The organism is Solitalea koreensis (assembly GCF_900182575.1).
Taxonomy (GTDB): Bacteria; Bacteroidota; Bacteroidia; order Sphingobacteriales; family Sphingobacteriaceae; genus Solitalea; species Solitalea koreensis.
In genome coordinates this window covers 181464-200698 of record NZ_FXSZ01000002.1, presented here as the reverse complement: position 1 = coordinate 200698, position 19235 = coordinate 181464, and the positions used below count along the sequence as shown (strand labels likewise).

The following is a 19235-nucleotide window of genomic DNA, read 5'->3' as shown; positions in this document are numbered from 1 at the left end:
GTCTTTTGATAAAGATTTAAGAAGCTTTTTTAAGATTTCATTTATAGATCGGAAAGAAAGCTTCTTTTTTATGTTTGTATCAAACTTCTATCTTTGCCCTTCCATTTTTTTCTGGCACCTATAAAATCTAATGAAGAAAGAGAACACTTTACTTATCATATTTGCATTTATTAACTTTACACACTTGCTTGATTTCATGATTATGATGCCATTGGGCGATCTGTTCATGCGAATTTTTAAGATTACTCCTCAACAGTTTAGTTTTTTAGTTTCTTCTTACACAATATCTGCAGGAGTTGCAGGATTCTTTTCAGCTTTTTATGTTGATAAATTTGATAGAAAAACTGCCTTACTGCTTAATTATGCAGGTTTTTGCCTCGGAACGCTATCTTGTGCTTTTGCAAAAAGTTTTGAAGTATTATTAATTGCCCGTTCCATAACCGGTATTTTTGGAGGAGTTATTGGCGCAATGATAATTGCAATTATTAGTGATGTGTTTCCTTACGAACGTCGTGGTTTTGCAATGGGTGTACTTACCGCAGGATTTTCAGTGGCTGCCGTAATAGGAGTTCCGGCAGGATTATATTTAGCCTTAAAAATGGATTGGCATTTTCCTTTCATCTTAATTGGCTCAATGGGCATTATTTTAGGTTTAGTTTTATGGAAAGTAATGCCCTCAATGAATGAACATGTTGTTCAAAGTGATAAAAAATTCGACAACCCGATTTTATTAATGCGTGATATTGTAACCGATCGTAACCAACGTCTGGCTTTATCACTCAACTTCACGATTGTTGTTGGGCAATTTCTATTAATTCCTTTTATTTCTCAATATCTAATTCGCAATGTCGGTTTAAATCAGGAACAGATTCCAATGGTTTACCTGGTGGGAGGTTTATTTACGATTTTTACAATGCCATTAATTGGTAAATTAACCGACCGTTTGGGTGCCATGAAAATCTTCATAACTGTTCTACTTATTTCGATTATTCCGTTTGTATTAATTACCAATTTACCCAAAGTGAGTATTGTTACAGCCTTAATGGTTACTACTGCATTTTTCATCTTTGGAAGCGGCAGAATGGTACCCGCTCAAACGATTACTACAGCAGTTGTACCTCCACAAAAAAGAGGTAGTTTTATGAGCATCCGCGCCTCGGTACAGCAATTGGGAACAGCCATGGCATCGTTACTGAGTGGGTTTATGGTAACATCCACCACTACAGGACCGCTACTGGGATATAATTACGTTGGTTTTTTAGCAGTTGGCGTTAGTTGTATAACGCTTTTCATTGCTCCAAAACTAAAAGTAGTTAAACAAATCGTTTAACTCTTATAAACACTGAGAAACCTTTGCAAAAATATTCTCCTTTTAAACAGAATCTTTTACATATTATCTTTTATAACTATTAAGGAAAAGTTAAATTTGCCACTCTTTCAAATGCGTTTAAGAGATAAATAAGCTTCATAAATGATTAAAATTACACTTCCGGATGGTTCTGTACGTGAGTACGAAAAAGGTACAACAGCATACCAGGTAGCACTTTCAATTAGCGAAGGCTTGGCTAGAAATGTATTGGCTGCAGAGGTTGATGGCGAAATATGGGATGCTACACGTCCTTTAACTGCAGATGTTAACCTTAAATTGCTTACATGGAATGACCAAGGGGGGAAATCTACATTCTGGCATTCTTCAGCTCACTTAATGGCTGAGGCCTTGGAGGCCTTATATCCGGGTATAAAATTAGGTATCGGTCCGTCTATTGAAACCGGATTCTATTACGACATTGATTTTGGTGACCATGCTTTTTCTTCAGATGATTTTGACAAAGTGGAGAAGAAAATGGGTGAATTAGCTAAAACTAAAGCCGAATATGTTCGTACGGAAATTGCTAAGCCTGAAGCTATTAAATACTTTACTGAAAAAGGAGATCAATATAAATTAGAACTGATTGAAGGCCTGGATGACGGAAGCATTACTTTCTATCAGCAAGGAAACTTCACTGATCTTTGTCGCGGCCCGCATCTTCCAAATACAGGCTTTATAAAAGCGGTTAAGTTAATGAGTGTTGCCGGTGCTTATTGGAGAGGAGATGAAAAAAACAAACAGCTTACCCGTATTTATGCGGTAACATTTCCAAAAGCAAGTGAACTTTCTGAGTATTTAACTTTAATTGAAGAAGCAAAGAAACGCGATCACAGAAAATTAGGCAAAGAATTAGAGCTTTTCATGTTCTCTGAAAAAGTAGGAGCCGGTTTGCCATTATGGTTACCGAAAGGTGCTGCTTTACGCGAACGTTTAGTAGCTTTCTTACAAAAAGCTCAAGTAAAGGCCGGCTACGAACAAGTAATTACCCCGCATATTGCCAGCAAAGAACTATATGTAACCTCAGGTCATTATGAAAAGTATGGTAAGGATTCTTTTCAGCCGATTAAAACTCCTGCCGAGAATGAAGAGTTCTTTCTTAAACCAATGAACTGTCCGCATCACTGCGAAATTTATAAATCAAAACCACGTTCGTATAAAGACCTTCCGGTTCGATATGCTGAATTTGGTACAGTTTATCGGTATGAGCAAAGTGGAGAGTTGCATGGGTTAACACGTGTTCGTGGATTTACTCAGGATGACGCGCACTTATTCTGTCGTCCTGATCAGGTGAAAGAAGAATTTATTAAGGTTATTGATCTCGTTTTATATGTGTTCAACGCTTTAGGTTTTTCAGACTATACTGCACAGATTTCATTACGTGATCCGGAGAATAAAGAAAAGTATATTGGATCTGATGAAAACTGGGAACGTGCAGAAACTGCAATCATAGAAGCTGCAGCAGAAAGAGGTTTACGTACCGTTGTAGAATTAGGAGAAGCGGCATTTTATGGCCCTAAGCTTGATTTTATGGTAAAAGATGCACTTGGACGTAAATGGCAGCTCGGTACTATACAGGTTGATTATAATTTGCCGGAGCGTTTTGATCTGGAATATACAGGAAGTGATAATCAAAAACATCGCCCGGTAATGATACACCGTGCACCTTTTGGCTCCCTAGAACGATTTGTTGCTGTGCTGATTGAACATTGCGCAGGAAATTTCCCATTATGGTTAACACCTGATCAATATATTATTTTGCCTATCAGCGAAAAATATACTGATTATGCGAAAAAACTTTCAGAAGAGTTAAAAAATTCCGATATTCGCGGCTTGATTGATAATAGGGATGAAAAAATCGGCCGAAAAATACGTGACGCCGAGGTAAGTAAAATCCCGTTTATGTTGATAGTAGGTGAGAAGGAGCAGGAAGAAAATTCAGTTTCTGTTCGTCGACATGGAGCTGGTGATTTAGGCTCAATAACTATCAATAATTTTATTGATCTAATTAAAAAAGAAACAGCAATCTAATAGGAGGTAATCATAGCACTACAGAGTCCAAATTTTGGCAGAGGTCCTCGGGGACCTAGGCCTTTGCCTAACAAAAAACAGGCAGAGCACAAAATCAACGAATTTATTCGGGCTACAGAAGTAAGGTTAGTCGGTGAAAATGTTGAGCAAGGAGTATTCCCGCTCGCTAAAGCGATGGAACTTGCTGATGAGTTGGGATTGGATTTGGTTGAAATTTCCCCTAATGCTGTACCGCCTGTTTGTAGAGTAGTTGATTATAACAAATTCATCTACGAGCAAAAGAAAAAGCAGAAAGAAATCAAGGCTAATGCTCAAAAAACGGTAATTAAAGAAATTCGTTTTGGGCCTAATACTGATGATCATGACTTTGAGTTCAAACTCAAACATGCTAAAAAGTTTCTTGAAGCTGGCGATAAAGTAAGAGCATACGTACACTTTAAAGGTCGTGCAATTGTATATAAAGAGCATGGAGAAATTTTATTGCTTCGCTTTGCACAGGCACTTGAAGAAGTAGGTAAAGTTGAGCAACTTCCTAAATTGGAAGGGAAACGAATGTTCCTCATTCTAGGCTCAAAAGCTAAGAAATAATTTTAAACTAAATAAATAATAGAGTAATGCCTAAGATGAAAACCAATTCCAGCGCTAAAAAACGCTTTAGCTTAACTGGAACCGGCAAGATCAAAAGAAAAAATGCTTTCAAAAGTCACATTTTGACCAAGAAAACTACTAAACAAAAACGTAACTTAACCACTACCAGCTTAGTTTCTGAAGCTGATATGGGTAATGTTAAACGTATGCTTTGTTTAGGTAAGTAATTCTAGATCTTATCAAACAAATTAATTAAAGTAAATTTTTAACCAGGGATTCAGCCTGATCGAGTGATCAGATCAAAGTTTCGCAAGAACGCTGAATACTAAAAAACGTAAAGAAATGCCAAGATCGGTTAACGTTGTTGCGGCTCGCCGCAGAAGAAAAAAGGTCCTGAAATTAGCTAGAGGCTACTGGGGATCAAGAAGCAAGGTGTTTACCATTGCTAAAAATACTGTTGAAAAAGGTATGCAATATGCTTACCGCGACAGAAAAGTTAAAAAACGTGAATTCAGAGCATTATGGATTCAACGTATCAATGCAGGTACTCGTCAACATGGATTATCGTACTCAGCTTTCATGGGTAAAGTTCACGCAAAAGGTATCGAGTTAAACCGTAAGGTTTTAGCTGACTTAGCGATGAATAATCCTGAAGCTTTTAAAGCGGTAATTGATGCTGTAAAATAAAAAGTTTAAAATTAGTAGGAAAGGACCCGCCATAAACGGGTCCTTTTTTTTTCGGACTGTTTATTTTTATTGCCATCAAGAATTGGTAATTAACGTACAAACCGCTTCGTTAATTTAAAACATGCAGATTTTATTTAGCTTTAAAAATTTTCATAAGTTTGGGCTATCGACATACATCAATGAGAGCATTAATCTTATTATTAATTTCCGGTTTTACCGTATCATTTTTTGCTTGTAAAAAGGAGGACACTTGTGATTCAACCCTACTTACTCCAGATTTTGTATTCGAGTTTTATTATGATTCATTAAATGTACATACAAACAAAATGGATACTATAAAATTTACACTCCGGGATACACTAACTATATATGGTGTGGGTGCAAAGGATAGTTTAACTCAAAAAAATACCAGTATCCAAATTGCGAAATTGCCGTTGAACTTTAGTTCTTCTTCAACCCAGTACGTATTTGATATAAAAAATAAAGGAATTCCAAGTATCCTAACTAAAGATACTTTAACAATGAATTACAGTCTGCAACGTGAATTTGTATCACAGGCATGTGGTTTTAAATATGTTTTTCCTACGGTAGATTATCACAGTACTCAACACAGATTCCAAAGTATTCAAGTTTTACAGAACGAAATTTTAGATGATAAAACTACGCACATTCGTATCTTTTTTTAGTTTTTTTTTGCTGCTATCATCTGGCGTTTATGCTCAGTATGACTCAACAAAAGTCATTATTGATTCATTAGGTAAAAAAACCATATTTAATAGTTCGCCTCGATTAAGAATCGGTGCTGACATTAGTTACCCTGTCCGCTACCTTTTCACTAATGAAATTAAAGGTTTTGAAGTTGTTGCCGATTATAGGTTGAAACCTAATAAATGGTTTATTGCTGCTGAAGGAGGTTATGCAACAGGTACACAAATTGACTCTGTTCTTAATTATACAACACAAGGTCCTTATATTAAGGTTGGAGCAGACAGAATCTTAAGTTGTTCCAATAAGCGTCCAAATAATATCTTCTACATAGGAGCTCGATACTGTTATAGCTCAACAAGTACAACAGTGAATAGTTATACAATAAGGTCTTCTTATTGGCCAACACTAACTGAAAGTATACCCTCAGAATCAGGTTCTGTACATAGTTTGGAAGGTCTAATGGGAGTGAAGGTGGAAATTTTCAAGCATTTCTTTATGGGTTGGACTGCATTCATTGGAATTCCCATTTCAAATAATAAACCGGAAAGTTTCGATAACTTATTTATTCCGGGATTGGGATTTCAACATGACCCGATTTTTGGATTTAACTATACACTGTTATTTACTATTCCCTCCAGTGGTAAAAAATAAAGGTTTAAGGATATAGGTTCGTTTTTAACCTATATCCTTAAACCTTCAAACCTTTTTCACTACCATTTGTATGGTATGCCTGCTTTTTACTTCCAGTAGAATTTCTTTATTTTCCAGCACACGATCAACAGTTTCCTGATTATAATGACGGATCGTGATTAGTTCAAGATTATCATTATAGCGTACTTTGAAATTAGATTTAAGCGCCTCAATTAAAATCGGAATTTTACGCTCATCATAATCTACGCTCACAGAAAAACTAATTGCCGAATTATGCATGGTATTAATTTTTATACCTAAATCGTGAAATAATGCAAAAATATCACTTAGATTTTCCTCTACAATAAATGAAAAGTCAAGCGGTGAAATGGAAATTAAAACCTGATTTATTTTAAAGATGAATGACGGAATATCAAGTAATGCCTTCGTATCACTTATTGTGGTACCTTGTTCTTGTGGCGAAATGAACGAACGCACCAATAAAGGAATGTTTTTATTCTGTAAGGGTTTAATTGTTTTTGGATGGATTACCGTAGCTCCATAATAGGCTAATTCAATCGCATCTAAATAAGAAAGCTGTTCTAGTTTTTGAGTTTCGTCGAACCATTTAGGGTCAGCATTTAACACTCCCGGAACATCCTTCCAGATGGTTACATTTTCAGCATCTAAACTGTATGCAAAAATTGCAGCAGTGTAATCCGAACCTTCACGGCCTAGAGTTGTAGTAAAATTCTCAGATGTTCCTCCAATAAAGCCTTGGGTAACGATCATTTGGTCTTGAAGTACTTTTGGTAGGTCCTTGGCAATTAAACCGGCAGAAAGTTCCCAATCCACTTTTCCCTCTCTGTAGGTATTATCGGTCTGAATATAACTCCTCGCATCGATCCATTTATTCTTCAATCCAATTAAATTCAAATAGGCACTTACAATTTTAGTGGAAAAAACTTCGCCCATTGACACAATCTGGTCATATACGAAATCGAAATCATCATGCGGCTCATCTTCTAATATCCAATCAATTTCAACAAAACTATTTGAAATATCATCGATGACAGGCTGCTGTTTTTCTTTGAATAAGTTACTTATAATATTGAAATGGTACTCTTTAATGGAATCCAGGATTTGATGAGTGTCATCCTTATGGTAGAAATACGATTTAACTAAATCTTCCAGGGCGTTTGTTGTTTTACCCATGGCCGAAATAACAATTAATAGTTGTTTATCCTTATAAAGTTCAACAACTGAAGTCAGATTCTTTACACCATCGGCATCTTTTACAGATGCGCCACCAAATTTAAATACTTGCATTAATTATAAGTTACTGGATTATTATTGTTTAAGGATTTATTATTTAATCTCGATGCTGCAATTCATCCATTCGGAATCGAAATTAGCATTATATTTTTTATAGAAATTAATGGCAGGCGTATTCCATTCAAGTACCTGCCAGGTCATTCCATTGAATTTCTTTTCTTTGGCCTCTTCTATCAAACGATCAAAGAGTTGCTTTCCTAAACCTTTACCACGCATCGCTTCAGTAACAATGATATCTTCCAAATACATTCTAGCGCCTTTCCAGGTAGAATAACGTACATAATATAATGCAAAGCCTTGAATTATGCCATCTTGTTCGGCCACAAACGCTTTCCACACCGGATGAAGACTAAAACCAGTTTCTTGAAAATGTTCAAGGCTAACAGTTACTTCATTAGGGGCCTTCTCGTATTCAGCAAGTTCTTTGATAAGTTCGAGTAAGCGAAGACAATCTTCTTTTCGGGCTTCACGAATAGTTATGTTCATAGTTCATTGTCCATAGTCCCTAGACCATGGTAATAGTTTTTAAATATCGATTAGTCTTTGATCTTAAAATAAGTGCGTTCACCAAATATTGCACTTCCAATGCGAATCATAGTACTTCCTTGCTCAATAGCTATTTTGTAATCCGCCGACATTCCCATTGAAATCTCTTTAAATGCTTCATCTTTTCGGAAGTAGGCCAGTTTTAATCCTTTGAACAAAGTAGCCAATTCATAAAACTCTTCTTTAATTTGCTTCTGATTATTGGTATTGGTAGCAATTCCCATTATTCCAACAATTCGCACATTTTTTAATTCAGCAAATTCATCTGAACGTAATAATTCAATTGCTTCTTCATAATCTAACCCATATTTGGTTTCTTCATCGGCGATGTAAATTTGAAGTAAACAATCAATTACTCGGTTATTTTTTAAGGCTTGCTTATTAATTTCATGAAGCAACTTTAAACTATCAACAGAATGGATAAGCTTTACAAATGGAGCAATGTATTTAACTTTGTTACTTTGAAGATGCCCAATCAGGTGCCATTCAATATCTTTTGGAAGATGCTCGTATTTGTCAACCATTTCTTGAACCTGATTTTCACCGAAAATCCGATGTCCGGCGTCATAGGCTTCTTGTATTTTTTCAATTGATTGAGTTTTGGAAACTGCAATCAATTCAACATCAACAGGTCCAATTTGCTTTTTAAATTCAGTAATATTAGCAGAGATGCTCATTTATATATAATTTTACAGGGTTCTACTCGTAAAAATGGCAAAAGCCTAACAGGATTTTTCGCTACGAGATTTGCAAATTTACAATATGAAGCATTTTAAATATTTACTTTTTTCTATGTTTTTTCTTTGGGCTTGTAAAAACAATAAAATACCAGCCGATATTATTCCTAAAGAAAAAATGATATTAATGATGATTGATATGCATTACGCTGATGCATACTTTAATAGAGAAATTGAAAGTGACAGTACTCTGGCAAGAACGAATGCTCTTTATAAATTTATCTTCAAGAAATATAAAACTGATTCAGTTCAGTTTAAGCATAGCTTTGATTACTATGCTGAAAATCCTGAAATTCTTGACAATATATACGAAGCAATGATTGATAGTGTCGTTAAAAAACAAACGGTACTTACCAAACTTGATTTGTTAAGAAAAAAAGAACTCGAAAAAAAGCTTGATACGTTGATGAAGAAGCATGTTGATTCTTTAGCAAGAAAATCCTTCACGGAAAATAGAGTTCAGAATAGATTAATGAAGAAGGATAGCTTGAAGAAAAAAGACAGCTTAAAGAAGAAAGACAACTTTAAAAAGTTGGTTTTATAAAATTAAATACGAAGTGCTTTACCCAGAAAATGTTGCCGATAAATTAGGCTTTAGTGAGATTCGTGAACTGTTAAAACAGGAATGCTTGAGTAGCATGGGTCGTCAATTAGTTGACCGTATGCAATTCATTACTAATTTCGATCTGCTTAACAAGTTATTGCTACAAACTTCCGAATTCAAAGAAATACTGTTAAACGATTCACCGTTCCCTTCTTCCAATTATATTGATATTCACTATTTAATTAATAAAGTGAAGGTAGAGGGTTCTTTTTTAACAGAAGAAGATTTTTTTTCACTCACCCTTGCGCTAAAAACAGTTTTTCAAACGATTAATTATTTTAAAGATAAGGAAGAACGCTATCCAAATCTGTGTGGACTGTTTGAAGGCCTGGTCATTGAACAAAAAATCCTGAAAGAAATTGAACAGGTAATTGATCCGAAAGGAAAAATCAGACCTAACGCATCTGTGGCCTTGCAAGGTCTAATGCGTGATATTTCCACTGCCGAAAACGAATCTCGTCGCAGGCTTGATCATATTTTCAAAAATGCACAACGTGAAGGCTGGAGCGCCGACGGAAGTTTAACGATTCGAGACGGTCGTTTAGTAATTCCAATTTTGGCAGAACATAAGCGCAAAGTAAAGGGATTTATACATGATGAATCTTCAACCGGGCAAACCGTATTTATGGAGCCTTCTGAAGTTTTTGAGCTGAACAATAAAATTCGGGACCTGGAATTTGCAAAGCGCCGTGAGATCATTAAAATACTTACTTCGCTTACCAATGAGGTTCGTCCTTATTCACCGTTATTACTTGCTTATCATAGTTTATTAACGAAGCTTGATTTTATTCGAGCCAAAGCGGCGTTCGGAATAAAAATCGAAGGCTCATTGCCCATTTTAAAAAAAGAACCCTCAATAAAGTTATTCAATGCCCGACATCCCTTACTTCTTCTTAATCATAAAACCACAGGTGAACAGGTTGTGCCGCTAAACATCAACATAGAAGATACCAATCGCATCGTGCTGGTTTCAGGACCTAATGCCGGCGGAAAATCGGTTTGTATGAAGACTGTTGGATTACTGCAATTGATGCTGCAATCTGGTATGTTGATACCAGCCGATAGTTTTTCAGAACTGGGTGTATTCAGAAAAATGTTGGTCGACATTGGTGATGATCAATCAATTGAGAGTGATTTGAGTACTTACAGTGCGCATCTCACCAAAATGAAAAACTTTGTTGAGCAGGCTAATTTTCATACGCTGGTGCTTATTGATGAGTTCGGAACCGGTACCGATCCGCAGTTTGGCGGCCCGATTGCTGAAGCCGTAATGCAGGTATTGAATCAGAAAAAAGTAAAAGGCGTATTAACCACGCACTACTCAAACCTTAAAATGTTTGCCAATAATACTGAAGGTATAATCAATGCTTCGATGCTGTTTGATAATACAAACATGAGGCCTTTATACATGTTGCAGATGGGCAAACCCGGAAGTTCTTATGCATTTGAAATCGCTCAAAAAATTGGGTTACCCGAGCAGGTGCTAAAACTGGCAAAAGTTAAAATTGGTAATCAACAGAAAAAAGTTGATACTTTACTGGTTGATTTAGAGCGTGAAAAAAAACAGATCTATGATATGAAAGTTGAGTTTGAAAGACGAGAGAAGCGCTTAACTGAATTATTGAACGAGAACAATAAGCTAAAGGAATACTACGAAGAAAATCGCAAAAAATTGATCAATGATGCTAAACAAGAAGCTCAAATGATTCTAAAAAATGCGAACAAACTTGTTGAAAATACCATCGCCCAAATTAAGGAATCAAAGGCTGATAAAGAGAAAACGAAAGCAGTTCGTCAAAAATTAGATGAACAACAACAAAAAATGCAGGTCAAACACGCTCCTGTACCAAAAAATGAAGCAGAACCCATACAAGTTGGTGATTGGGTAAAGCTAAATGATAGTGAAACTACCGGAAAGGTTGTTGAGATAAATAAAAACAATGCAGTTTTAGCCATAGGCGAATTACTTTCAGTAGTTAAGCTAAACCGGTTGCACAAAACCACTCGTAAAGAGATTGAAAAAGTAGCCCGCTCTCAATATGCAGATTATCAGATTAAAGAACGAACCTCCTTTAATCCTGAGATCGATATTCGTGGAAAACGAGGCGAAGAAGCTTTATACGATATTGAAAAATTTCTGGATAGAGCCTTAATGATGGGATTAAATTCACTACGCATCATTCACGGAAAAGGAGATGGTATTTTACGAAAACTAATCCGTGATTACCTGAAAAAATACGATGCTGTGGATCAATTAGAAGATGAACACCCAGATCGCGGAGGTGACGGTATTACAATAGTTTCGTTGAGATAAGTAACAGATTTGAGGATTGTAATATATGTATTGAGAGAACTTGAAGTTAAATTTTCGTAATCAATAATTCACAACTTGAAATTCTGCTCATACACCATATGCAAATTGTAATGCTATTTTTTAGGACAGCTCCTACAAGCTTTACCTTTTTTATATTTCTTACAGCATTTTTTAAATCCGCAACAACCTCCTTGAAAAGGGTTAATGCCTTTAAAGAATTCTGGGTCAGTAGGAATTTGGGTAGTTTTAAAATTCTCTGTGCTAATTAATACGATCTCTTCCATTTCTTTAAATCTACGGGACAAAGATAAATCATTAATTAGATTAATTACAAATAAAATAGTTTAAAAAAATAATTCATACTGCTGTCAATCAGTTATCTTAGCTAAATCAATATCAATTTTATGAATAAAATAATAGCTAATGCCGATGAGGCTGTTAGAGACGTACAAGACAATCAAACCCTGATGGTAGGAGGGTTCGGTCTATGTGGTATTCCTGAAAATTCAATTTCAGCTCTTGTTAAAAAAGGAGTAAAAGGTTTAACCTGTATTTCAAATAATGCGGGTGTGGATGATTTTGGATTAGGATTATTGCTTCAACACAAACAAATTAAGAAGATGATTTCTTCTTACGTTGGTGAAAATGCCGAATTTGAACGCCAACTACTTAGCGGGGAATTAGAGGTTGATCTGATTCCGCAAGGAACACTGGCTACCCGCTGCATGGCTGCGGGTTATGGTATGCCTGCTATTTTTACGCCTGCCGGTGTAGGAACAGAAGTAGCTATTGGAAAGGAAGTACGTAATTTTAATGGAAAAGATTATTTATTAGAGTATGCTTTTGAGGCAGATTTTGCCTTTGTAAAAGCTTGGAAAGGAGATGCTCATGGTAATCTAATTTTCCGCTCTACTTCTCGAAACTTTAACCCTTTGATGGCAATGGGTGGAAAAATCACCATTGCTGAAGTTGAACATTTAGTTCCGGTTGGTGAACTTGATCCTGATCAGATTCACACTCCTGGAATTTATGTTCATCGCATTTTCCAAGGATCAAACTATGAGAAAAGAATTGAGCAGCGTACAGTAAGACCGAGAGTTTAAATTTATTATTGACTATTAATCTTCATTAAAAAAGATGTTAGATAAGAACGGAATAGCAAAATGCATTGCACGAGAGTTAAAAGATGGTTACTATGTAAATTTAGGTATTGGTATACCAACCCTTGTTGCTAATTATATACCCGAAGGCATAAATGTTACTCTTCAATCTGAAAATGGACTATTAGGAATGGGCCCTTTCCCTTATGAAGGAGAAGAAGACCCTGATTTGATTAATGCCGGTAAGCAAACCATTACTACATTACCCGGATCAGCGGTATTTGATTCTGCTTTAAGCTTTGGAATGATTCGTGCCGGTAAGGTTGATTTAACAATTTTGGGTGCCATGGAAGTTTCAGAAAATGGAGATATTGCCAACTGGAAAATACCCGGTAAAATGGTAAAAGGAATGGGAGGCGCTATGGATTTAGTTGCTTCAGCAAAAAACATTATCGTAGCGATGCAGCATGTAAATAAAGCTGGAGAGTCGAAATTATTACCTAAGTGTACTTTACCTCTTACCGGCGTAGGCTGTGTGAAAAAGATTGTCACTGAATTATGTGTAATGGAGGTATTGCCAGAAGGTGGTTTTAAATTATTAGAACGAGCTCCAGGGGTATCAGTTGAAGAGATTAAAAAAGCAACATTAGGCAAATTAATTATTGAAGGAGATATTCCTGAAATGGTTCTCTCTTAATAGTTATACGCTAGTTTATGAACAGTAATTAAATATTCAAACTTCGGTTCTGTAAAAACGGTATCAGAATTCATCCCAGGAGAGGTTTGACCTAGCCCAAACCTCTCCTGGAATTTTAGTTCAAATCTAGCTTCATTCTTTCCCAACAACACTCTCGGTTCGGTCAATACACCAAGACAGAAGTTCGCTCTTTCGTTTTCGGAGAAATACATTCCACAAACTTCTTTGCCGCCATAGCGGTTTTCTAAAAAATCAAATTCTGGTTTTGACACTTTTATTTCCCACCCTCTGTTGGATATTTATACATCATATTTATCCCAAATGCTGGAGTTTAGATCTACTAAAAATAAAAAATTAATAAAGGTTTAATTTTTCATGTTCATTTCATCTTCGGTATTGAAATTTGTAAAACAAAACAAGAAATATTAACTATTAATTTAACACATTATGAAAACTTTAGGATTTATTACTACCAGTCTTTTTTTTACCTCTATTGCTTTTGCACAAAATGTACCATCTGCAGAAACTAAAAGTACTCACGGTGTTGAGGTGAGTGCCGCTGCTAAAACTTCAACAACTGCCAGCACAGACGCTAATAAAGGTGTAACGGTAAGTGCTGTTGCTTCATCAAAAGCTCAAGGTGATATTAATCGATCTGAACAAGGTTCTACACGCCAAGAACGTAAAGCAGCGAATAAAGAGGCTATTGCTGCTCATAAAGCTGAAATGAAAGATGAAGCAGAAGCTAGAAAAGAAAATGTAGCAACGATAAAAGCTGATATTAAAACTGAAGCTAAAGCTGGAATAGAAGCGGAAAAAGAACTTAAAGCTGATGTTAAATCTACCGCAAAAGCATCTGCTCTAACCTCTAAGGAAGAATTAAAAGTAGTTAAGACAACTGCAAATAATGAAACTTTAAAAGCTGCCATTAAAACTAATGCCCAAGTTAAAAGTGCTACAAAAGTTAAAGTAACACCCCCAACCATTAAGACTAAAGCACACTTGGGTGCAGGTATTAATTAGATTTTATGATGAGAAAGTTTGCCTCAAATGGGGCAAACTTTTATTAATATTGCAACATGTCGAATACTCTTTATCATAATCATAAAACGCTCTTTACCGGATTATTTATTCTAGTTATGCCCACATTTGGCATGGCAAAAACAATAATAAATATCCCTGATGAAGTTATGATTAATAGGATAGTAATCGAAACGAGGGCTGACTCAATTCCACAAACAAAAAAAACAATAGAAAAGCCCGACGAAAATAAACCTGTGATCAAGGAAGTGCCCAAAGCGCGTCCAAAATTAAAACCAGCTGTTGTTGAACCAATAATTAACGTTCCGGTTAAAATAATTAAGCCTAAAATTAAAGTTTTAAACTAACAGATTAAATGAAATATTTATACCTAAGTATTTTGCTCTGCATAGCTTCAATAAAATGTTTTGGACAAGCAGACAGCTCAAAGACCACCTTAACGCTAGCGGCTATTTATAGTACCAACGCTAATTATTATGGTCAGGTTAGCGAAGAAAAATTACCTTACTTGCTAACAAATGCCACACTTCGTTTACCATTTGGGCTATATTTTTCAGGTAGCGCTTATAGATTATTAAACACAACGGGAGGATCTGTAGTTTCGGCGGGTGAGCTGGGTACAGGATTGGATATTACGATGAGCAAAAGTGTTACTTCAACTATTAGTTTTAGTCATGCTTTTTTTCCTACGAATTCACCAATGCTGAAAGCAGGTAATAATAATAGTCTAAGCGCTTCTTTAAATTATGCATGGTGGCTTACTACTGCTTTAAATGCCGATTATATTTTTGGAGGTGATAGTAATAGCAAAGACGTTTTCGTAACCTTTAGTACTTCAAAACAAATTGGTTTAGGAAGTATTACTCAAAGTGACCAAATTACGTTGAGTCCAGCAATTGATGTAATTGGTGGTACACAGCAGTTTTACGAAACTTATATGACGAAAAAAGAAAAGGGCTTATTTGGTAAAATTATTCCGCCTATTATACCTTCTGGTGGTGATAAAACCACAACAAGAAGCTATACTGATTTCAATTTGATGTCATATAACTTAAAGCTTCCATTGGCCTATAATAGAAGTAACTATGTGATTGAGGCAGCTTTTCAACAATCTGTTTTAGCTGAAAATGCAAAGCCTTCTTTTGAGCACTCAAGTTCATTCTTCAATATGAGCTTCTATTACCAGTTTTAATAGTGACAATTACCTATCTGATCACTTAAAAATCCTAAAAGAATGAAAGTATTGATTGTTGAGGACGAACGAACACTAGCCGAAGAAATAGAAACATTTCTTAAAAAGGCATTTTATATATGTGACTTGGCCCGAACGGCGAAAGATGGAGTGGAGAAAATTGCAATTAATCAGTACGATTTTATTTTACTAGATTTAGGTTTACCGGATAATGATGGTTTAGTATTATTGAAAGAAGGTAAAAAATACAATGCCAATGCTGCTTTTATTATTTTAACCGCTCGTGGTAATTTAGAAGATCGTATTAAAGGCCTTGATTTAGGTGCGGATGATTACCTGCCAAAGCCTTTTTCATTATTAGAACTTCAATCTCGAATGCAAGCCATTTCCAGGAGAAAATTTGGGATTAATGCTCAACTTATTTCAATAGGCGAATTTAATGTAGATCTTCAGCAACGAATGGTTTTTCATAATGATTTTGGAATTGAGTTATCCAGAAAAGAATTCGATCTGTTCAGTTATCTCCTTCTTCATAAAAACCGGCCGCTTAATCGTATGCAATTAAGCGAACACATTTGGGGAAATTTTGCCGATGATGATTATGATTCGAACTATATTGATGCTACAATTAAAAATATTCGCAAAAAATTAGGTACCTATGGTTCGGTTGATTGGTTAGAAACCATTCGTGGAGTAGGTTATAAAATTAAGTGTGCATCGTGAAGTTACTATCTAAGCTTACCCTTTTTATTACCCTCTCAAAACTGGCAATCGTTGTCTTATTTGTTACCTTATTGCCTTCATTGGTAGAACGCATAGCATTTCAGTACACTAATTATTATTTGCAGGAACAAAAGAAAAAGGTACTTAAAGTTGTTGCACGAAATGGAGTTGAATTTTATTTAGGAGGTGAGCAAAGTTATGGTAGTTATACCATGCTTAAGGAAGAATACATAGCGCTAGAACCAGCTAGCGCTACTAAAAAACTGGATACAATTGGAACGGCAAAACGTATTGTTGAACAGGATACCTTAACCTATCGTATATTAAGTTATACTTTTAAGTATCACAATCAAAACTATTTACTGGAAATTGGCAAAACAACGGCTACTATCAATCAATATAATAATGCTTTGCAACGTGTGGCATTGTATGTATTGATTAGTCTTGTTATTGTTACACTACTTATTGATTTGAGTTTTACTCGCTATTTATTAAGACCGCTCGGACTCATTATTAAAAGTAAATTACATAACCGAAAGTTCCCCTTCAATGAACATATTCCACCAATAAAAACTTCTACGAAAGATTTTAAGTATCTGGATACGTCCCTTATTCAATTGATGGATCAGATTAATGATGCCTTTGAGAAGGAGCGAGAGTTTACCGCTAATGCATCACACGAATTAATGACGCCGATTAGCATTCTTCAAAATAAGATTGAAAACTTAATGTTGGATCAGGGAGTAACCGACGATATGCAACATCGGTTGATCGAGATGATGAAAACACTAAACCGGCTCAAAAAAATTGTTCATTCTCTTCTTCTCATCTCCCGAATAGAAAATGAACAATTTGCAAAAGCTGATGTAATCCATCCGAATGTATTAATAAATGAAGTGATGGAAGAGTTAGAGCATCGTCTTGCAGAAAAGGATCTTCACTTTAAAAGCAACATCTCTTCGAATGTTACTTTAATAAATTTGAATCACGACCTGCTATTTCAGTTATTTTATAACCTCATAAACAATTCCATAAGATATAATAAACCTCAAGGAAGTATTTCTGTTGACGAGCTTTATATTCCCAATGAATTATATATTATAATGGTTAAAGATACAGGATTTGGTATTCCGGATGCTGATCTTGATCTCATTTTTAACCGATTCAAAAAATCAAATCGATCAGAAAGTGAAGGTTATGGATTAGGTTTGTCAATTGTAAAAAGTATAGCTCATTATCATAACCTTACCATAAGTGTCGAATCAAAAGTCAACCAAGGAACAACGTTTTCTATACATTTTCCAATTGACATGGTAAAATTGAAAGGATAAAATTTACTGGTACTTCTTTTAAGCTAAGAAGCTAATAGGAAGAAAAAAACACCGGCAGTTCAGACCGGTGTTCTATTTATTATGAAGAAAAGGTTGATGCTTGCATATATTCCCAGTACCTGCAAAACATCAACTAGTTATTAGCCCTGTTGAGAAATGATAAACTTTTTAATGGTGCTGGCCATTTGTCGGCCGCTGTTTATGGCGGTTACAATCAAATTTGCACCTTCCACCATATCTCCTGCCGCCCAAATTTGAGGATCGGAAGTACGGAAGTTATTTACCTTGATATTACCACGTGCATCTTTTTCTAAGCCCAATTGATCAACCAAGCCTTCATGAATAGCATGTTCAAATCCTAAGGAAATCAAGAGAAGATCACATGGAATGTCATAGTTACCATCTTTAATAACTTCGTAATTCCGTTGACCTGATTTAATTTCTCCATCGGGCCATTGAATTTTCTGTAATTCCAATGCCTCAATTTTATCTGTACCTTTGATTCCTGTAGTTAATACAGAGAAAATACGTTCGCAACCTTCAGCCTGTGATGATGAAGTGGTTTGAACTTTTGGCCATAATGGCCACGGGTTACTATCATATCGCTCAGTTGGTAATTCCTTATGAATCTGTATCTGCGTAACACTTTTTGCTCCTTGTCGAATCGAAGTTCCAATGCAGTCAGAGCCGGTATCTCCACCACCAAGAACTACAACGTGTTTGTCTTTTGCATTAATCTTGACTTTCGGATGAACTTGATCTCCGTGGTTTTCCTGGTTTTGTTGGGTAAGAAACTCCATTGCGAAGTGAATACCTTTTTTGTCATTACCCTCTAAGTGGCTAATTCCACGCGGTTTTTCTGAACCACAACAAAGGCAAATAAAATCGAAGGATTGCTTTAACTCATCAATAGAAATATTTTCACCAATATGTGCATTGGTTTTAAAAGTAATGCCTTCTGCTTCCATTAAACTGATCCTACGATCAATTACCCATTTTTCTAATTTAAAATCTGGAATTCCGTAACGAAGTAAACCTCCTAAACGATCTGATTTTTCAAATACTGTTACCGAATGACCAACCAGGTTGAGCTGTTGAGCAGCTGATAAACCCGCCGGACCAGAACCAACCACCGCTATTTTCATCCCTGTTCTGTAAGGAACTTTATTAGGTTTTACCCAACCTTCGCGGAACGCTTTTTCAATAATTGAAAGCTCAATTTGCTTAATGCTGATTGGTTTTTCCACTAAAGATGCTGTACATGCAGGTTCGCAAGGAGCAGGACAAACCCGGCCAGTAAATTCAGGAAAATTATTTGTACTCATCAATGTCCCGTATGCGCTCTTCCACTGGCCTTTATATACAAAATCATTGAATTCTGGAATAAGATTAGAAACAGGACATCCCCAGTTACAAAAGGGAATGCCGCAGCCCATGCATCTTGCTGCCTGAGTTTTTACACGAGCTTCAGCCTGGGGTTTTTCAAATTCATTAAAATTTTGAATACGCTCAACTACCGGAGCTTTCTCCATTTCCTCTCTTGGGTATTCTATAAATCCGGTCGGTTTTCCCATCTTCTTGGATTGTTAATATTCTGTACCTAAT

21 protein-coding genes are annotated in these 19235 nt (G+C 35.8%); 16 read left to right on the top strand and 5 right to left on the bottom strand.

Going from position 1 to position 19235, the window contains the following annotated elements:
• Positions 1 to 130: 130 nt before the first annotated feature.
• The 7 genes from FN756_RS04010 to FN756_RS03980 all read left to right on the top strand — a co-directional run bounded on the left by FN756_RS04010 (position 131) and on the right by FN756_RS03980 (position 6031).
• Complete coding sequence (locus FN756_RS04010; RefSeq protein WP_142601686.1) at positions 131 to 1330, top strand: MFS transporter; 1200 nt, start codon at positions 131 to 133, stop codon at positions 1328 to 1330.
• A gap of 141 nt (positions 1331 to 1471) precedes the next feature.
• Positions 1472 to 3397, top strand: coding sequence for a threonine--tRNA ligase (gene thrS, locus FN756_RS04005; RefSeq protein ID WP_142601684.1), 1926 nt, complete (start codon positions 1472 to 1474; stop codon positions 3395 to 3397).
• Between the two features lie 12 nt (positions 3398 to 3409).
• Positions 3410 to 3985 (top strand): translation initiation factor IF-3, encoded by a 576-nt coding sequence (infC, locus tag FN756_RS04000; protein ID WP_142601682.1) that lies wholly within the window; start codon positions 3410 to 3412, stop codon positions 3983 to 3985.
• A gap of 26 nt (positions 3986 to 4011) precedes the next feature.
• Positions 4012 to 4212, top strand: coding sequence for a 50S ribosomal protein L35 (rpmI, locus tag FN756_RS03995; protein WP_142601680.1), 201 nt, complete (start codon positions 4012 to 4014; stop codon positions 4210 to 4212).
• A 115-nt stretch (positions 4213 to 4327) separates the two neighbouring features.
• Entirely contained in the window at positions 4328 to 4672 is a 345-nt protein-coding gene (rplT, locus tag FN756_RS03990; RefSeq protein ID WP_142601679.1) for a 50S ribosomal protein L20, read from the top strand.
• A 179-nt stretch (positions 4673 to 4851) separates the two neighbouring features.
• Positions 4852 to 5358: a DUF6452 family protein gene (locus tag FN756_RS14405; protein ID WP_185955169.1), complete on the top strand. Its 507-nt coding sequence runs from the start codon at positions 4852 to 4854 to the stop codon at positions 5356 to 5358.
• Between the two features lie 7 nt (positions 5359 to 5365).
• The gene (locus FN756_RS03980) at positions 5366 to 6031 is read left to right on the top strand and encodes a DUF6048 family protein (protein WP_142601677.1); all 666 of its coding nucleotides are present in this window, start codon (positions 5366 to 5368) and stop codon (positions 6029 to 6031) included.
• A gap of 45 nt (positions 6032 to 6076) precedes the next feature.
• On the opposite strand, the gene FN756_RS03975 is transcribed toward FN756_RS03980, so the two are convergent.
• The 3 genes from FN756_RS03975 to FN756_RS03965 are packed head-to-tail and all read right to left on the bottom strand — an operon-like array spanning position 6077 to position 8568.
• A complete protein-coding gene (locus tag FN756_RS03975; RefSeq protein WP_142601675.1) occupies positions 6077 to 7339 on the bottom strand; it encodes an aspartate kinase in 1263 nt (420 codons plus the stop codon).
• 39 nt (positions 7340 to 7378) lie between these two features.
• Positions 7379 to 7831 (bottom strand): GNAT family N-acetyltransferase, encoded by a 453-nt coding sequence (locus FN756_RS03970; RefSeq protein WP_142601674.1) that lies wholly within the window; start codon positions 7829 to 7831, stop codon positions 7379 to 7381.
• A 50-nt stretch (positions 7832 to 7881) separates the two neighbouring features.
• Complete coding sequence (locus tag FN756_RS03965; RefSeq protein ID WP_142601672.1) at positions 7882 to 8568, bottom strand: YggS family pyridoxal phosphate-dependent enzyme; 687 nt, start codon at positions 8566 to 8568, stop codon at positions 7882 to 7884.
• A gap of 85 nt (positions 8569 to 8653) precedes the next feature.
• Between FN756_RS03965 and FN756_RS03960 the strand changes: the two genes are divergently transcribed.
• The 4 genes from FN756_RS03960 (at position 8654) to FN756_RS03945 (ending at position 13343) form a co-directional block, all read left to right on the top strand.
• Positions 8654 to 9172, top strand: a complete 519-nt coding sequence (locus FN756_RS03960; protein ID WP_142601670.1) for a DUF4296 domain-containing protein — start codon at positions 8654 to 8656, stop codon at positions 9170 to 9172.
• Between the two features lie 13 nt (positions 9173 to 9185).
• Positions 9186 to 11546 (top strand): endonuclease MutS2, encoded by a 2361-nt coding sequence (locus FN756_RS03955; RefSeq protein ID WP_142601669.1) that lies wholly within the window; start codon positions 9186 to 9188, stop codon positions 11544 to 11546.
• Between the two features lie 404 nt (positions 11547 to 11950).
• Positions 11951 to 12649, top strand: coding sequence for a CoA transferase subunit A (locus tag FN756_RS03950; RefSeq protein WP_142601667.1), 699 nt, complete (start codon positions 11951 to 11953; stop codon positions 12647 to 12649).
• 34 nt (positions 12650 to 12683) lie between these two features.
• Positions 12684 to 13343: a CoA transferase subunit B gene (locus FN756_RS03945; RefSeq protein ID WP_142601665.1), complete on the top strand. Its 660-nt coding sequence runs from the start codon at positions 12684 to 12686 to the stop codon at positions 13341 to 13343.
• On the opposite strand, the gene FN756_RS03940 is transcribed toward FN756_RS03945, so the two are convergent.
• A complete protein-coding gene (locus FN756_RS03940; protein WP_142601663.1) occupies positions 13340 to 13615 on the bottom strand; it encodes a hypothetical protein in 276 nt (91 codons plus the stop codon). The two genes, FN756_RS03945 and FN756_RS03940, sit on opposite strands and share 4 nt — an antisense overlap.
• A 175-nt stretch (positions 13616 to 13790) precedes the next feature.
• On the opposite strand from FN756_RS03940, the gene FN756_RS03935 reads away from it, so the two are divergent.
• From FN756_RS03935 to FN756_RS03915, 5 genes are all read left to right on the top strand, one after another.
• Positions 13791 to 14366: a hypothetical protein gene (locus tag FN756_RS03935; protein ID WP_142601661.1), complete on the top strand. Its 576-nt coding sequence runs from the start codon at positions 13791 to 13793 to the stop codon at positions 14364 to 14366.
• A 131-nt stretch (positions 14367 to 14497) separates the two neighbouring features.
• Complete coding sequence (locus FN756_RS03930; RefSeq protein ID WP_142601660.1) at positions 14498 to 14731, top strand: hypothetical protein; 234 nt, start codon at positions 14498 to 14500, stop codon at positions 14729 to 14731.
• Positions 14732 to 14739: 8 nt separating this feature from the next.
• On the top strand, positions 14740 to 15576 hold the full coding sequence (locus FN756_RS03925) for a hypothetical protein (RefSeq protein ID WP_246085419.1): 837 nt from the start codon (positions 14740 to 14742) through the stop codon (positions 15574 to 15576).
• Between the two features lie 42 nt (positions 15577 to 15618).
• On the top strand, positions 15619 to 16299 hold the full coding sequence (locus tag FN756_RS03920) for a response regulator transcription factor (protein ID WP_142601658.1): 681 nt from the start codon (positions 15619 to 15621) through the stop codon (positions 16297 to 16299).
• Positions 16296 to 17630 (top strand): sensor histidine kinase, encoded by a 1335-nt coding sequence (locus tag FN756_RS03915; protein ID WP_142601656.1) that lies wholly within the window; start codon positions 16296 to 16298, stop codon positions 17628 to 17630. The genes FN756_RS03920 and FN756_RS03915 overlap by 4 nt, the downstream gene beginning before the upstream one ends.
• A gap of 140 nt (positions 17631 to 17770) precedes the next feature.
• Here the strand turns inward: FN756_RS03915 and FN756_RS03910 are convergent, their stop codons facing one another.
• A complete protein-coding gene (locus FN756_RS03910) occupies positions 17771 to 19204 on the bottom strand; it encodes a glutamate synthase subunit beta (protein WP_142601655.1) in 1434 nt (477 codons plus the stop codon).
• Positions 19205 to 19235 lie beyond the last annotated feature (31 nt).

What these genes read in the sequence shown, in the direction of transcription:
- FN756_RS03935 (WP_142601661.1), top strand. Translation starts at nt 13,791, where the DNA reads ATGAAAACTTTAGGATTTATTACTACCAGTCTTTTTTTTACCTCTATT.
- FN756_RS03960 (WP_142601670.1), top strand. Translation starts at nt 8,654, where the DNA reads ATGAAGCATTTTAAATATTTACTTTTTTCTATGTTTTTTCTTTGGGCT.
- FN756_RS03925 (WP_246085419.1), top strand. Translation starts at nt 14,740, where the DNA reads ATGAAATATTTATACCTAAGTATTTTGCTCTGCATAGCTTCAATAAAA.
- FN756_RS03950 (WP_142601667.1), top strand. Translation starts at nt 11,951, where the DNA reads ATGAATAAAATAATAGCTAATGCCGATGAGGCTGTTAGAGACGTACAA.
- rplT (WP_142601679.1), top strand. Translation starts at nt 4,328, where the DNA reads ATGCCAAGATCGGTTAACGTTGTTGCGGCTCGCCGCAGAAGAAAAAAG.
- FN756_RS03945 (WP_142601665.1), top strand. Translation starts at nt 12,684, where the DNA reads ATGTTAGATAAGAACGGAATAGCAAAATGCATTGCACGAGAGTTAAAA.
- FN756_RS03975 (WP_142601675.1), bottom strand. Translation starts at nt 7,339, where the DNA reads ATGCAAGTATTTAAATTTGGTGGCGCATCTGTAAAAGATGCCGATGGT.
- thrS (WP_142601684.1), top strand. Translation starts at nt 1,472, where the DNA reads ATGATTAAAATTACACTTCCGGATGGTTCTGTACGTGAGTACGAAAAA.
- rpmI (WP_142601680.1), top strand. Translation starts at nt 4,012, where the DNA reads ATGCCTAAGATGAAAACCAATTCCAGCGCTAAAAAACGCTTTAGCTTA.
- FN756_RS14405 (WP_185955169.1), top strand. Translation starts at nt 4,852, where the DNA reads ATGAGAGCATTAATCTTATTATTAATTTCCGGTTTTACCGTATCATTT.
- FN756_RS04010 (WP_142601686.1), top strand. Translation starts at nt 131, where the DNA reads ATGAAGAAAGAGAACACTTTACTTATCATATTTGCATTTATTAACTTT.
- FN756_RS03920 (WP_142601658.1), top strand. Translation starts at nt 15,619, where the DNA reads ATGAAAGTATTGATTGTTGAGGACGAACGAACACTAGCCGAAGAAATA.
- FN756_RS03910 (WP_142601655.1), bottom strand. Translation starts at nt 19,204, where the DNA reads ATGGGAAAACCGACCGGATTTATAGAATACCCAAGAGAGGAAATGGAG.
- FN756_RS03930 (WP_142601660.1), top strand. Translation starts at nt 14,498, where the DNA reads ATGGCAAAAACAATAATAAATATCCCTGATGAAGTTATGATTAATAGG.
- FN756_RS03970 (WP_142601674.1), bottom strand. Translation starts at nt 7,831, where the DNA reads ATGAACATAACTATTCGTGAAGCCCGAAAAGAAGATTGTCTTCGCTTA.
- FN756_RS03965 (WP_142601672.1), bottom strand. Translation starts at nt 8,568, where the DNA reads ATGAGCATCTCTGCTAATATTACTGAATTTAAAAAGCAAATTGGACCT.